We start from the raw sequence: 14,010 nt of genomic DNA on the forward strand, positions 1-14,010 counted from the left end.
AGTTTTAAGTGACATCCAACATAAGGACCTAATGGGGTTCGATCTATCCAAGCCTTATTCGCTTTCCACTTCAGGGCCGGATTCAGAGTTCTTTGCTGAAATAACCCGTGTATGTGCAGCAAGCCCGTCGTTGGATGCATTGGAAGCCATTGGCCAAGCCGCACGAAACCTCAATCTAACGGATTAGCCTGCCACGCGATTGAGGCTGTCGTAGGTTTTGAAAACTGACCTGTTCATCATTGATGTGTCCGCAAGGTGGGTTGACAGACTGGATCGGCAGTTGGGCAATATTTCAGTGCCGGCCGCTTACGAATGATCGGGCGTCAGCGGCATTTCAAGCAGGATTGAGGAAAGACATTTGCCATGGGCGTCCAGTGCCAAGGATCTTGTCACCCCGCCTTTGAGCGCCCCTGCAAGGACAAAGTTCATCGCACAAAGCTGAGGCAGTACATAGCGCGTCACGGCGCTGGCTGGCTGGTTCAGGTGCGCGGCGACACGGTCGGCTGTGACATCGGCAAGCAGACGATCAAAATCCTCTGCGCGGTAAGCGATAATGGATATGTTCGAAGTATCGCCTTTATCTCCGGTTCGGCCGTGCGCCAGATCATGCAGCTTCATCGTTCACTCCCAAAAGGTCAGAGCGCAACAAGACGCTATCTGAAGGCATCAATGTCGAGGCAATGGCAATGATTTCCCGCACTGATTTTGAAACGCCACCCCCTGCTGCGGGGCCGCATAGGTAAAGCGATTCCACTTCTTCGCCGATCAGACGGGCTGTGGCGGCGCTGGTGCAGCGTGCGGTGTAGCGCAGACGTGTATGATCGTCGCTTCCGATCAGATGACCCAGCCGCTCTTGGATATCAGGAGCATCAAGCCGTTGGTCCAGAATTGATCTGGCCAGTTCGGCACGGGCGCGGGCGTTGATACCCATGTAGGATATTTGCCCCTCTCCCTGCCAGCCATCCCGGTAAGCCACCGAAACCTTGAGCTGTCCGGTCGGAGGATGTCCGGCTGCACCGCGGACAGCCACGCGGTTCGTGCCAATGGCTTCGAAGGTGACCTTTGAGAAATCGGCCACAACGTCCGGCTGCAGGTAGCGTGCGGGATCATGGATTTCGTAAAGTAGCTGTTCGGTACACGTGGCCGGTGTGACAGTTCCGCCGGTGTTCTCAAGCTTGGTCACAACGGCATTACCGTCTGCCGTCACCTCGGCAAAGGGAAAGCCGATATTGGCGATGTCAGGCACATCCTTGACGCCCGGATCGGCAAAATACCCGCCTGTAATTTGCGCTGAACACTCAAGGAGGTGTCCGATCAATGTACCGCGGCCGAGCTTTTCGTAGTCGTCCATGGCCCAGCCAAAGTGATGCACCAACGGCGCCAGAAACAGCGCAGGATCAGACGCACGGCCGCATATGACGATGTCAGCACCCTGCGAAAGCGCTTCGACGATGCCGGAAATGCCGATATAGGCGTTTGCCGAAACCATGCGTTGCCCTAGGGCCGAGGCGGGCTGATGGGTTTCGTCAAGAATGAAATCCGCGATCCGGTCAGAGACATCGTCCCCCGTCACCGTCGCGACTTTCAACGACAAGCCAAGGTCAGCCACGATGGCGCGCGCTTTTTTCGCTGCTGCACGCGGGTTGGCTGCCCCCATGTTCGTGATAATCTTTGTGCCGTGTTTTGCACAGCCCGGTAGGGTCGCGCGAAGGCGGCGTTCAAGCAGGGGATCATACCCCCCGTTGGGATCGTCAAGCCGTGCCTTTTGCGCCAATGCGATGGTGCGTTCTGCCAGACATTCGAAGACCAGAACATCCAGCGCCCCGCGATTGGCAAGGTCGGTAGCCGGTTCGATCCGGTCCCCTTGAAATCCCGCGCCACAGCCAATTCTGAACGGTTTCATGCCAAGACCTCCTTGGACCGTTGGCCCAGCTTGCGCGCGCCGAAATACACAGCGAATGCAATGATTGGCGTGATTGGGTGGGGCCAGATCGCAAGAAGGATCACCGCAATCAGCAAAGCCGTGTCAATCAGCCGGTTACCGACAAGCGGCGACCCTGTCAGCAATGTCGGCACCGCAATCACAAGCACCGCCCCTGCCAAGATCGCTTCGGCGATCGCCACCGGGCCCCCTTGCAGCAACATGCCCGGAAAAAGCAGCAGCAAGAAGGGCACGAGATAGGTCACGGCACCAAGACGAACGGCTTGCCCGGCGGCAGGCAGCCAGTTCGTGTTTGCTATGCCGGCCCCCACAAAGACCGCCACGCAGACGGGCGGCGTGATCACAGAGATGGTGGCAAAATAGAACACGAAAAGATGGGCGGCCAAGGGGTCAACCCCCACAGCTGTCATTGCGGGTGCCAGCACGGCGGCAACCAGAACATAGGCGGCGGTCGTCGGCAGACCCATCCCCATGATCAGGCAGACAAAGCCCACGATGACCGCAACCATTGGCACGCTGTCACCGGCCATCGACACAATCAGGGAGGACAACGTGACGCCGATGCCCGTCAGATTGATCATCGACACCAGCACCTGCGCGCCCGCCAACAGCACGCCGATGATGACCATGCCTTTTCCCGCATCTTCCAATCCGTTGATGACCTTTGCGATCATCTCACGCGGGGATAGCCTGCCGGCTTCGGTCACAACAAATGCGATCAGCAGACCGATGACGCCGTAAAATGCAGCCGTAGCAATAGAGCGGCCAAGCCAGATGCCGATGCCCAGCCCGCCAAGCGCACAAAGGATCGGTGCGACGCGACGCGGTGACACGATTGTTGCCCATGCAGGCAGCTCGTCCTCTGGGACAACCGCAAGACCGCGGCGCAGAGCGACAAAATGAACGGTAACGAAGACAGAGGCATAGAACAGGATCGCAGGAATGATCGCCCCGAGGATAATCGTGGTATATGGCAGGCCCAGAATTTCGGCCATGACGAAGGCGGCAGCCCCCATGATTGGCGGCGCAATTTGGCCCCCTGTCGATGCCACGGCCTCAACCGCTGCGGCGAAGGGGCGCGGATAACCCAGCCGGATCATCATCGGGATGGTAAAGTTACCCGTCGTCGCAACGTTTGCCACAGCGGAGCCAGAGATCATCCCGAACAATCCACTCGCAATCGTTGCGATTTTGGCCGCGCCACCAGGCTGGCGACCGCCAAGGCGCATCGCAAGGTCCATGAACGCCTGCCCACCGCCAGTGTGCAGCAACAGCGCGCCAAACAAGACAAAAGCCGCGATGACCGTGGCTGCGACGCCCGTTAGCATGCCCCAAATCCCGAGATCCCCCAGAAAGATCGTTTCGGTCACAAAGGCCGTGTCGAAACCGCGATGGCGCAAGGCTCCGGGCAGCAGGTTTCCGAATAGGGCATAACCAAGCCCCACCATAACAAGGACCGGAAAGATCAACCCGACGGTGCGCCGCCCAAGCTCCAGAACCGCCAGTACAAGCCCTACGGTCAGCGCTTTGTCCAAGGTTGTGGCCCACGGCAGGGATGTCATTATTTCGTCGTAGTTCCAGACAACATAGCCGCAAGCGATCAGGACAAGGGCGCAAAGCGCAAGATCAATTGCGACACCCATCGGACGCCAGCGGGTGCCGGCGCCCAACGGGTAGAGTGCGAAACCCAAAGTGGATACAAGCGCAAGGAAAACCGCGCGCTGGATCAGCCCTTCGAAAGGGCCGCTTGCCGCTGTGTAGAAAACGAAGGCTCCTACCAATATGGCAAGCGCTTTTTGGATATTCGCAAGGGTCATCTTACTCGGCCTTCAGCTTGGCCGGGATTTCCATGCCCTGTTCCTCGAACCAGCGCGCGGCTCCGGGATGCAGTGGTACGGTGCCATAGTCCAAAGTCATCTGCGCCAAGTTGACACCCTTGAGCGAGGCCATCGCATTGGCCTGTGCCGTTTCGTCAGCCATGATGGCAGAAACGATTTGGTAAGCCGTTTCATCGTCCATGGATGCCGGTGCCGCAACACCAACCCCAAAGGCCCAGGTGCTGTAAGCGGGGATACCATCAGCAGCACCTGCTGGAATTTCCACGACGGAAATGTCTGGCATGTCTGTGCGCAGGGTTTCGGCCTGTTCGGGGCTTAGCCCGAGAACCGAAATATCTGTCGAAACCGCGATATCCATCGTGGACCCGTCAAGCTTGATGCCCGAGCCGGATTTGACATAGCCCACAAGGCGATTGTCCTTGATTGCGCCCACGATATCGGTTGTCGACCCGCGCACGTAATCGGCGCTCAGGCCAAGAGTTTTGAACACGGCTTCGGTCGTGGCTTCGGTAGAACCGCCCTTGATGCCAGGATTGAATCGTTTTCCCGCCAGCCCCTCAAGACTGTCCACATCAGCATCAGCGCGAACAACGACGTTTTGTGGCGCGTTGGTATACACCCACAGCAGACGCAGGTCTTGCGCATCGCCCTCAAACGCGTTGGTCCCCGACACGGCGTGCTGGACGGCATTTGTTGTCACCAGACCAAGGTCGATCTGTCCGCGGCTCATGCGGCGGATGTTGTCCAACGTCGCGCCTGTCTCGACCACAGAGGCTTTGAGCCCTTCGGTGTTTTCGTTGATCAATTGTCCTACGGCAACGAAATAGCCGTAATGGCTGGACGATGCCGAGGTCGACCCTATCAGTAGGTCGGTTTCCTGCGCAGCCAGTGGCGATGCAAGCAAAGTTGCGCCCAAAAGCGCGGCGAATGTATGTTTCATGATTTCCTCCCTTGGATGCCCTATCGGGGCCGGGTGATGATGCAATGGATTACCTGTTGCGAAAATAGTTGATTTTGGGATAATTGATGCATGAATCGCAACAATATGTCCCTGTCTGATTACACCGCGGTACTGACACTGCAAGAAGCCGGATCATTCCGCGCCGCCGCCGAGGCTTTGCGCATATCCCCCTCTGCGCTTTCCCGCCAGATTTCCGCGCTCGAAGATCAGCTTGGAACGCGGCTTTTTGACCGGGACACGCGCAACGTCAAACTGACAGCAAGCGGCACTGTGCTTGCCCGGATCGCGGCGCGTATGGTTAACACCGCCCAGGATGCCCATGCAGAGTTCGACGCTCATCTCTCTGCGCGCCACGGACAGCTAACCATTGCGGGGCTACCGTCTGTCACGGCGGCGTTTTTGCCCCAGATCCTTCGTCGTTTTACATCCAAGTACCCGGACATCGACCTGAAAATCATCGACGCGCTATCAGAAAGCGTGATCGAGGTGATTGAAACGGGGCGTGCGGAAATCGGATTTACTGCGGGGACTCTTTCAACGCGGTCGCGTCTGGCGTTTCAACCGGTGATGGATGATGCGTTTGTTGCAATCGGGGCACCCGACGGGCCGCTTGAGGAAGACCGGCCCTATGATTGGTCAGAGCTGGTCGAGATGCCGTTCATCGCAATGGCCCAAGGCACGTCCGTGCGTGAATTGCTGGACGGCGCATGCCTGCGGTTGAACCGCCCGCTTTCCCCCCGCTTTGAGGTCGCGCATCTGGCGACCGCAGGTGCCTTGGTGGCCGAGGGACTGGGCATTACGGCCTTGCCGGAACTGACACTGCCGGTGTTGCCGACTGAACGCCTTGTCCAGCGATCCATCATCGGATTCGGTGCCAGACGGCGCATCGGTCTGGTGCGTCAAACCGGTCGATCTCTCTCTCCCGCAGCCAGTGCTTTTCTGGAGGTTCTGTCGGAAACGCCCGTCAAATCCAAACACTCGCCCGTCGGCATTCGGGCAAGACGATCTGGCAATCACTGACACTTTCGCGACACCGGATGGCTCCTTGCTCTCTTGCTGTTATCGCTCGCCATATCTTAGGGCCGTTTGTTGTTCGTGGCGTCACAAAGCCAAAAAGGAACCACGGGCCCGTTTTCCTCTTGGCCGACAATTGCTTAAGCAAACCACGGCCAGTTGCATTAAACTTCGAGCAGAGATAATCAAAAATCATGCTCAGATTTCTTGCTCCCTTGCTTTGTAGTGCCCTTGCCACTTCCCTGGCAGCCCATCCTCATGTCTTCATTGATACAGGGTTTGAACTGATCGTTGACGATTCAGGGCAGTTGACCCACGTGAGAACAACTTGGGAATATGACGAGCTTTATTCGCTTTTGATCACTGAAGACATGGCGCTGGACCCGGATGGCGACGGGATACTGACCGCAGACGAAATCGGCAAACTGAATGGGTTCGACATGCAGTGGATCGAAGGGTTCAATGGCGACCTTGTGATCGCCGCTGGCGATAAGGGTGTTCCGCTTTCGGGGCCGACGGAAGTGGCGACGAAATTTGAGGCTGGCCGCATCATCACAACGCATTTGCGGACGCTTGAAGCACCCATTCCAGCAGGTGAAACAGGGATCATCAAGGCCTACGATCCGACCTATTACACCGCCTACGAAGTGACCCGACCCGTCACCCTGATTGGTGAAAGCACCTGCGATATCACGCAGACAGCACCGGATGTGAACGCCGGGGTGGTCGCGCTGCAACAAGAACTTTCTATGCTGGACCCCGATATGAATCCGTCGGATGCCGGACTGCCGGAAATCGGCGCGCAAATGGCAACGACCGTGAGCATCACATGCGCCGCGCTCTGACGCTGGCGGCACTGACCGTGATCATCGCGCTGTTGGCGCTGTGGTGGACCGGCGGCTTTGACCGCGTTGCCTATTGGGCCGCAAGCCAGCAGCGCGAGTTTCAGAATACCATTGCCACCGCATTGCGTGCCGCGCGTGGCGGTCAGCCCGGGGCGATTGCCGCGTTGCTGTCTGCGTGTTTTGCCTATGGCGTGGTGCATGCCGCAGGCCCTGGACATGGCAAGGTGCTGATCGGCGGCTATGGTATGGCAAAGAGTGTGCCGATGCTGCGGCTGGCGGTGATTGCGCTGGCCTCCTCGTTGGGGCAGGCCGTTACGGCGGTGGCGCTGGTCTATGCCGGTGTGACTTTGCTTAAACTGGGTCGCGAGGCGATGGTCGGCATGACCGAGGCCATCATGGCCCCGGCCAGCTATGCCGCGATCGGGTTGATCGGCCTGTGGTTGGTGTGGCGCGGCATGCGATATTTCAGGCCCGCAGCCCATCACCATCATAACGACGATATCTGCCCAAGCTGCGGCCATGCGCACGGGCCGACCATTGCCGAAGTCGAACAGGCCGTGACCCTGCGTGAGGCGCTTGTTCTGATCTCAAGCATCGCGGTGCGTCCTTGCACCGGCGCATTGTTCGTCTTGATCATCACGTGGCAGATGGGGATTGCCGAAATCGGTATCGCCGGTGCCTTTGCAATGGCGTTTGGCACGGCGGTCATCACGATTGCCGTTGGCATCGGCGCGGGCGTGCTGCGCAATGGCGTATTGGCCGGGTTTGCCAACTCTCCACGGGCGGCGGGACTGGCCGCAGTGATCGAAATCGCCACCGGCAGCTTTGTGGCTCTGCTTGCGGCTGGATTGCTGCTGAGGGCGCTTTGACACGCGCTGTTCCACTCTGGCCAAACCGTTTCGTCAATGTTGAACCGTCTCGGTTTTGCCAAAGACTTTGATCATCGGTTTGGCAACAAACTCATGGATCACCTGATCGTCCTGTTTTTGAGTTCTGCTGCGCACCTTGCTCATGACCTGCGTTGGTCTCACCTCTAGAACCTCCGCGACGAACGGATCGCAGCCAGTTCTTCCCCTCTCCGACCATCATGCCCCTGGGGACGAACCTCTGCCCCCAAGTGAAATCCTCAAGATGAAATTGCCGTCATGGCCTTGCCTTGCTCCAACCACCGAACCGGACAGCAAGGGCAATGATTCCGCCGTAAACCAGCATGGCAGCACCGATGGCCGCGAAGACGCCGTTCACACCCATTTCCGTGTATGTCGTGAGGATCAGCCCACCGACAAGCGCAACAGCCATGCGGCCGAGGCTGCTGATCACCGGCCATACCATCCGACCGGCCCCCTGGGAGGCGAAATAGAGCCCGAGGCCCAGCCCGAATAAACCGTAAAAGGGGCCTACAAAACGGAAATAGCTGCGCCCGGCGTCAAGCGCGGCGGCGTTCGAGGGCTCCAAGAACAAGCCAAGCCAGAGGTCCGGAAAGACAGCCAACAACAAACCGATCCCGCCGACAATCCCGGCCGCCGCGCAGGAACCGGTCCAGGCCACTTGCAGAGCGCGGTCGGTCCGACCTGCACCAATGTTCGCGCCAACCATCGCCGTCATCGCCGCACCGATGCCGAAAATCACCGGGATCATCATGAACTCCAGCCGTGCGCCAAGGCCGTAGCCAGCCAGCGCCCCTTCCCCGAAGCGCCCAACCAGACCCGTCATCATGATGATCGTCGTGGTCGTCAGCACGGTAATGATCGACGCAAGCGCCCCCACCTTCAGGATGTCGCGAAACATGCCAGCGTTAAGGCGTCCGATCGCCCCTTTGAAGACCAGGCCGGCTCGGCCGAAGGCGATATAGCCTATTGCGGCACTGCCGCCGAGCGCGAAGGCCGAGATCGGGCCAAGCGCCAGCCCGGCCATGCCGAGCGCAGGCAACGGCCCCCACCCAAAGGCAAATCCACCCGACAAGGGGATCGACATCAGTGAGACACTGAGCAAGACAAGTGCGGGTACCCGCATGTCGCCCGTGCCGCGGATCACGCTGAGCGAGGCATTGCAGAGCCAGATCGCAGCGCATCCGGGGAAGAAGACCAACGCATATGTCGTGGCGGCCGCGACGGCCTCGGACCCGCCCCCGAGCAGGCCGAAAAAGCGCGCCCCGAACAGTGTGACCAACACCGCCATCACGAGGGCGAGCCCGCCTGCGATGATCCAGGCGGCCACGGCCAGCGTGGCCGCCCGCGCGATGTCCGTGGCCCCGAGCGCCCGAGCGACTGAAGCTGAAATCGCCCCGCCAATCGCACCTGCCGATAGCATCTGTGTCAGCATCACCAGTGGAAACACCAATGCCAGCCCTGCGAGGGCCGTGACACCGATCAGGCTGGCGAAATAGGCCTCGGCGATGCCTTGCGCGGCCTGCACGAACATCGCGATCACGTTTGGCGCAGCCAGCCTCGCGAGTGTCGGTGCGACGGGAGCTTCGAGCAGCAGGCGGGTGCGGGACGCCCGCGCACGCCCTGCCGCATCGGCGGGCGGATGCGCGTCGGAGACGGGGCTCGAGACAGCCATCAGATTGCCCCGCGGCCAAGGTTGTTGGGGGAATTGCAGACCCTTAGCCCAATCGCGGCAATCCTAGTCGCATTCATCCCTGCCCCTCCCCTAAATGAAACTTGCCTAGTCCGTTCTTTTTCGGAACGCACTAGGCATAAGTTCCTTTTCGGAACCTGTCAATTGCTGCTATAATGTTAAGATGAAATGGAACGACCTTCAGAACGAAGCCTGTCCCGTCGCCCGCGGCCTGTCCGTGATCGGCGACCGCTGGACCATGCTTGTGCTGCGCGATTGCTTTCTGGGCATCCGCAGGTTCGAACAGATACAAGAGCGGCTGGGCATCACACGCCACGTTCTGGCTGACCGTCTGCGCAAGCTGGAGGCGGCTGGCGTGCTTCGCCGCGAGCCCTATCAAGAGCGTCCGGTTCGCCACGAATACCGGCTGACCGAGCGCGGCAAGGCGCTCTACCCTGTTCTGGTGTCCGTGATCGAATGGGCCAACGAACACGTGCCCCCGCCCGTGGAATCCTCCGTCACTTTAGTCTCTCGCAAGACCGGGACCCCCATCGCGCCCGTGCTCACGGATGCGAATACCGGCGAGGAAATTACCCACCGGACCGTGATGGCTCTGAGACCGGAATAGGCGGCCCAAGGCTTCCGCCCATGGCGATCGGGGTGCCGCGATGCAGCCTTTGCAAAGTGGGCTTTGACACCGAGGCACAGCATACCGGTAAAGATTGCCGCGCTGCGGAACACCCTGCCAGATACCAATGGGCATCATTGAAGATCGATTGGATCTGGCAAAGCGCAAATTGTGCTTAACGTGCTATGGTAGAGCGCAGCGCACTTATCATTCTGGCATTTTCGATGGCGATGGCGCTTTGATCACGTCGTCGATCCGGCCCTCCGACCGGCTGATGATACCAAGAACCTCGCCGAGCGCCTGTTCGCGACTGAGGGACTCTTCGAGGCTCAGCGCAAGCTCCGAGATGATTGCGGCTTGATCGGTTTCGTCTCTTGGTCCGATGGCGTCGCCTTCGAGTACCTTGAAAAGTTCCAGCTTCGACGAGATTTCCAGCTTCCGATATATTGACGAAAGATGGGTCCGCACGGTGGAGGGCGCTATGCCTAGCTGCTCCGCAATCCGGTGGTAGGTGCCGCCGTTTGCATAGGCGCGCGCGATTTCGGTTTCCCGTGCGCTCAATCGTTCCTTGTCCATTGTCTGGCCTCGAAAATCGCTTGCCTGGACCATCCTGCTTGAAGCTCTTTATCTTGCCAATACAGCATTTGCATGAGGCACCGTCCAGCAAATGGTGCAGGAACAATGATGCGTTAGGCCGATACCTACGGCCCGTGAACAAGTATATTGTATTGGAACCTCGTCGTCAGAAACCCAATCGGAGCAACTTCACATGCCGCAGCAAACTTTCCCGCAACGGTGGCGCATATTGGCTCTCTTGTTTCTGGTGCGCATGACGATGGCGATCCAGTTTCAGATGGTCGCGGCATTGTCCCCGGTCATTGAAGATGCCTTTGCCGTCAGCCTCGCCGATGTCGGCGTCCTGATTGGTCTGTATTTCGCCCCCGGTATCTTCATCGCGGCCCCCGGCGGGGCACTGGGCCGACATTTCGGTGAGAAGCAGGTCGTTCTCGCGGGGCTAGCCCTCATGCTGATCGGTGGGGCCATGATGTCCCTGTCAGGCGGTTGGTCCATGCAGCTTTACGGACGCCTTGTCTCGGGCGTTGGTGGCGTCATTCTGAACGTGCTTCTGACCAAGATGGTCGCCGACTGGTTCGCGGGGCGCGAGATTAGTTTCGCCATGGCCGTATTCGTGAATTCATGGCCAGTCGGGATCGCGGTTGCCTTGATCGGCCTGCCGATTGTTGCGCTGGCCGGGGGATTGACGCTGGCTATGGGTGTCATCATGGGGCTGATCATCGTGGCCTTCTTTGGCCTTTTGCTGATCTATCGCGCGCCCCAGGATGCCCCGCGCCCCGGTGTGGCATCGTCTGCCAAAGTGCAGGGTGCCCTTTTTTGGGTGGTGCTGACCGCGGGTGCGATCTGGGGGATCTACAACGCGGCATTGGCCATTGTGTTCAGCTTTGGCCCGCAATTGTTCGTCAGCCGGGGCATGGGCCTTGCCGAGGCGGGCTCCGTGACATCGCTCGTGCTTTGGTGTCTTGCGATCATGGGCCCGATTGGCGGGTATCTGGCGGACCGCAGCGGGCGCAGACTGCTGATTATCGCGATCGGTAACCTGAGCTTTGCGTTTTTTATCGTGCTTGGCGCTTTCATCGAGACCTCGGTCCTTTGCGTCATCGCGATCGGACTTTCTTCGGGGGTGGCCGTGGGCGCGATGGTCAGTTTGCCGTCCTTGATCCTCCCGCCTGCGGCGCGCGCTGTGGGCATGGGGGTCTTCTTTACCGTCTATTACGCTTGTATTGCCGCAGGGCCGATGATCGCGGGCCTCGTTTCCGAATGGGCAAGCCTTACTGCGACGTTCCACTTCGCAGCCGTGCTCTTGGCCATCACCGTCGGCCTTCTGCCCCTTTATCATTGGCTATCAGGACGGGTGTCAGCTAGTGCCGCCCATCACGACGCCAAGGCCAAGGCGGTTTGATGGCCCCACAGCTTGGTGGCGCAGGGCCGATAGTTCCGGCTGTGTTACTATGCGTTGCGGGTTCTGCGCGGAGGTTTTGCTTGCCCTGACACTGAGGCAATACCCGGGGGGGAGGCATTACTGCGGGTGCCCAAACGCAAGAAAAGCTATGCGTAGATGGCCTTCTTACGTCATTAAGGTTTGAGCATGCCTTCAAAACAATCTTCGCAGATGGCATGGCTGATGCGCACTTCGCTCTTTCCGCACCCAACGTAGTAGTCTTCAGCCGACATCCATTGATCCTCGCGGACCGTGGGGGATTGGACTCTTTGGCACCAACTGCACATCATGGCGGTCGGTAGGTGGTTATCATCTTTCGCCAGTTCTCGGAGTCTCTTGAAATCAAATAGGCCTATTGGAGGCCGCTGCTGAGAATACTGCTCAACGGATTGAAAGATAAATCCCGTGCACACATCATCTGAGAAAATTGGCCTAAGACTTTGACGGATCTTGCGCTTTCGGTCCGGGCTGTCACAGCGAATAGGCAGCACCCAAGACCAGTTGGGGTCCAGCGCTATTCTCTCCATCACACGCCGCAACTGATCTTGAACCTGTGTACCGCCAATGAAGTCAAACAGGCTGCTACCCAAAATCGCTTCTGCTGCGATTTCCGGCGCACCGTTCTGGACTGCAAACGCATTCCAGTTGGTTGCTCCGATGTCTCGGATGATGCCATTTCGGTCAGTTGCAAACGTCAGGCCATCCATCGCATCCAGATCTGACATTTCGACAATAAATCTTTCTTCTCAGCGACGGATGCCGCACTGAACATGAATAAATCTTGCTTCATTTTAAATTTTTATCAAATTCTGGAAGTGGTATCGACACTAGCCAATCTGGATTTCAGGCATCCAAAGATATTAACTTTCGCTTAGCAGGCATTGGTGCAATTTGCAACGATTGAGAGCTTCCCGCCCAGTGCTGTATTGCGATCGACCAGACCTTAGGCTCGCATCGCGAGACTTTTGGCAGCACGCCGCGCTTTCAGTATTTTGAGACGCCAGTCGCGGTCCGAAACGACACCACACGAGGCTGAATTCCTCCAGAACACCTCATGGAGGCTCACCGTCGCAGGACGACCAAAACCTTTGTCATGACGGTGGGCCGTCTTGAAATCGGGTAAATTTTGATGACGGAGCGCCATACAGGGGCTAAGCTTTGCCTCAGACCGCCGATGTAATCTGGAGGACCAAATCATGAAAAATCTCGCATGGACAATCGCCCTGACATTCATCGCCGGGGCGGCGATGGCGGGAAATGAAGTGGGTATCACCAAGGACATGCCTTCGGTCACCGTGCCGACGGCGAACGGGATGGTGGAGATCGACCGGATCCAGGACACCGAAAACCAATTGAGCGGTGAATGGGCGCTGACATCCCGCCCCTGCCCTGATTTTTGCATTCAACCGCACAGCCCTGCGGAAGGGGTCACCACGATCGGCGAACTGGAACTGATCGAGATGCTCAAGGACCCCGACGCCGTGGTGGTGGACAGCCGCACGCGTGACTGGTTCGAGGGCGGCACGATACCCGGCGCGATAAACATTCCTTACACCTATGTCGTGGATGAGCTTGCGCAGTTGGGCTGCGAGCCGGATTTTGAAGGCTGGGACTGTGCGGCGGCAAAGCCCGTAGCGCTGTTTTGCAACGGGGTCTGGTGCGGCCAGTCGCCCGCGGCGATCCGCAATATGATCAAGGCTGGCTACCCGGCAAACCGCATTTTCTATTATCGCGGAGGCATGCAAACCTGGCGTCTGCTTGGCTTGACCGTAATTGGTGGCGAATAACGAGCCAGATCGGCCATCCATTGCGAATGCAATCGCTGCGGCATCTCGAAAGCAGGCGATGGTCAGTGGTGCAGAATATCTGGGGCTGTAGACGATTAGAGGCACTGTAGGTTTTCTATAGGCTCGTGTGTTTTGAACAGCGCTGATATCTTCACTGGATATAGCAGCCAGATCTTTGCACATCGATCAGGCTTTAGGCCATGAAATGTACGTTCGTCATCCCGCTGAAGTGCCTTGTGACACCTTAGAGGTTCAACGTCTGGTAACTTTATCAGACTCGCGTTCTGCGCCCCGAGTTCAGAGCCAGATCATCGCTGATCGCGACCTGCGACAGGCCGCCGACAACGTCACCATTCCGGGCAAAAATCCCGTTCGTTCCGTCCAACTCCGGTTCTTTCCGTCCGATGTGACGCTCATCG

14 protein-coding genes are annotated in these 14,010 nt (G+C 58.4%); 7 read left to right on the forward strand and 7 right to left on the reverse strand.

Going from position 1 to position 14,010, the window contains the following annotated elements; genetic code table 11:
• The coding region (locus HGT1_RS18230) for a hypothetical protein (protein WP_217902982.1) at positions 1-187 on the forward strand (187 nt) is incomplete at its 5' end.
• Positions 188-306: 119 nt separating this feature from the next.
• On the opposite strand, the gene HGT1_RS10030 is transcribed toward HGT1_RS18230, so the two are convergent.
• Genes HGT1_RS10030 through HGT1_RS10045 form a run of 4 tightly spaced genes read right to left on the reverse strand, consistent with a single transcriptional unit; the run spans position 307 to position 4,720 of the window.
• A complete protein-coding gene (locus HGT1_RS10030; protein ID WP_176249810.1) occupies positions 307-618 on the reverse strand; it encodes a hypothetical protein in 312 nt (103 codons plus the stop codon).
• Positions 605-1,903: an acyclic terpene utilization AtuA family protein gene (locus tag HGT1_RS10035; protein WP_176249811.1), complete on the reverse strand. Its 1,299-nt coding sequence runs from the start codon at positions 1,901-1,903 to the stop codon at positions 605-607. The genes HGT1_RS10030 and HGT1_RS10035 overlap by 14 nt, the downstream gene beginning before the upstream one ends.
• Positions 1,900-3,759, reverse strand: a complete 1,860-nt coding sequence (locus HGT1_RS10040) for a TRAP transporter fused permease subunit (protein ID WP_176249812.1) — start codon at positions 3,757-3,759, stop codon at positions 1,900-1,902. Before HGT1_RS10040 ends, HGT1_RS10035 begins: the two co-directional genes overlap by 4 nt.
• Before the next feature lies 1 nt (position 3,760).
• On the reverse strand, positions 3,761-4,720 hold the full coding sequence (locus HGT1_RS10045; protein ID WP_176249813.1) for a TAXI family TRAP transporter solute-binding subunit: 960 nt from the start codon (positions 4,718-4,720) through the stop codon (positions 3,761-3,763).
• A gap of 90 nt (positions 4,721-4,810) precedes the next feature.
• Here HGT1_RS10045 and HGT1_RS10050 point away from each other — a divergent pair, with 90 nt between their 5' ends.
• The 3 genes from HGT1_RS10050 (at position 4,811) to HGT1_RS10060 (ending at position 7,469) form a co-directional block, all read left to right on the forward strand.
• Positions 4,811-5,761, forward strand: a complete 951-nt coding sequence (locus HGT1_RS10050) for a LysR family transcriptional regulator (protein WP_176249814.1) — start codon at positions 4,811-4,813, stop codon at positions 5,759-5,761.
• Positions 5,762-5,949: 188 nt separating this feature from the next.
• Positions 5,950-6,600 (forward strand): DUF1007 family protein, encoded by a 651-nt coding sequence (locus HGT1_RS10055; RefSeq protein ID WP_176249815.1) that lies wholly within the window; start codon positions 5,950-5,952, stop codon positions 6,598-6,600.
• Positions 6,585-7,469, forward strand: a complete 885-nt coding sequence (locus tag HGT1_RS10060; protein WP_176249816.1) for a nickel/cobalt transporter — start codon at positions 6,585-6,587, stop codon at positions 7,467-7,469. The genes HGT1_RS10055 and HGT1_RS10060 overlap by 16 nt, the downstream gene beginning before the upstream one ends.
• Positions 7,470-7,743: 274 nt before the next feature.
• On the opposite strand, the gene HGT1_RS10065 is transcribed toward HGT1_RS10060, so the two are convergent.
• The gene (locus HGT1_RS10065; protein ID WP_176249817.1) at positions 7,744-9,162 is read right to left on the reverse strand and encodes an MATE family efflux transporter; all 1,419 of its coding nucleotides are present in this window, start codon (positions 9,160-9,162) and stop codon (positions 7,744-7,746) included.
• Positions 9,163-9,343: 181 nt separating this feature from the next.
• Here HGT1_RS10065 and HGT1_RS10070 point away from each other — a divergent pair, with 181 nt between their 5' ends.
• Positions 9,344-9,787, forward strand: a complete 444-nt coding sequence (locus HGT1_RS10070) for a helix-turn-helix domain-containing protein (RefSeq protein WP_176249818.1) — start codon at positions 9,344-9,346, stop codon at positions 9,785-9,787.
• A gap of 207 nt (positions 9,788-9,994) precedes the next feature.
• On the opposite strand, the gene HGT1_RS10075 is transcribed toward HGT1_RS10070, so the two are convergent.
• Positions 9,995-10,348, reverse strand: a complete 354-nt coding sequence (locus HGT1_RS10075) for a response regulator transcription factor (protein WP_255200163.1) — start codon at positions 10,346-10,348, stop codon at positions 9,995-9,997.
• A gap of 208 nt (positions 10,349-10,556) precedes the next feature.
• On the opposite strand from HGT1_RS10075, the gene HGT1_RS10080 reads away from it, so the two are divergent.
• Positions 10,557-11,765: a CynX/NimT family MFS transporter gene (locus HGT1_RS10080; protein ID WP_176249819.1), complete on the forward strand. Its 1,209-nt coding sequence runs from the start codon at positions 10,557-10,559 to the stop codon at positions 11,763-11,765.
• Between the two features lie 173 nt (positions 11,766-11,938).
• Here HGT1_RS10080 and HGT1_RS10085 read toward each other — a convergent pair whose 3' ends face one another.
• On the reverse strand, positions 11,939-12,529 hold the full coding sequence (locus HGT1_RS10085) for a hypothetical protein (RefSeq protein WP_176249820.1): 591 nt from the start codon (positions 12,527-12,529) through the stop codon (positions 11,939-11,941).
• Positions 12,530-13,000: 471 nt separating this feature from the next.
• Between HGT1_RS10085 and HGT1_RS10090 the strand changes: the two genes are divergently transcribed.
• On the forward strand, positions 13,001-13,591 hold the full coding sequence (locus HGT1_RS10090) for a rhodanese-like domain-containing protein (protein ID WP_176249821.1): 591 nt from the start codon (positions 13,001-13,003) through the stop codon (positions 13,589-13,591).
• The last annotated feature ends 419 nt before the right edge of the window (positions 13,592-14,010 follow it).

Source organism: Sulfitobacter sp. HGT1 (assembly GCF_013282155.1).
Taxonomy (GTDB): domain Bacteria; phylum Pseudomonadota; class Alphaproteobacteria; order Rhodobacterales; family Rhodobacteraceae; genus Sulfitobacter.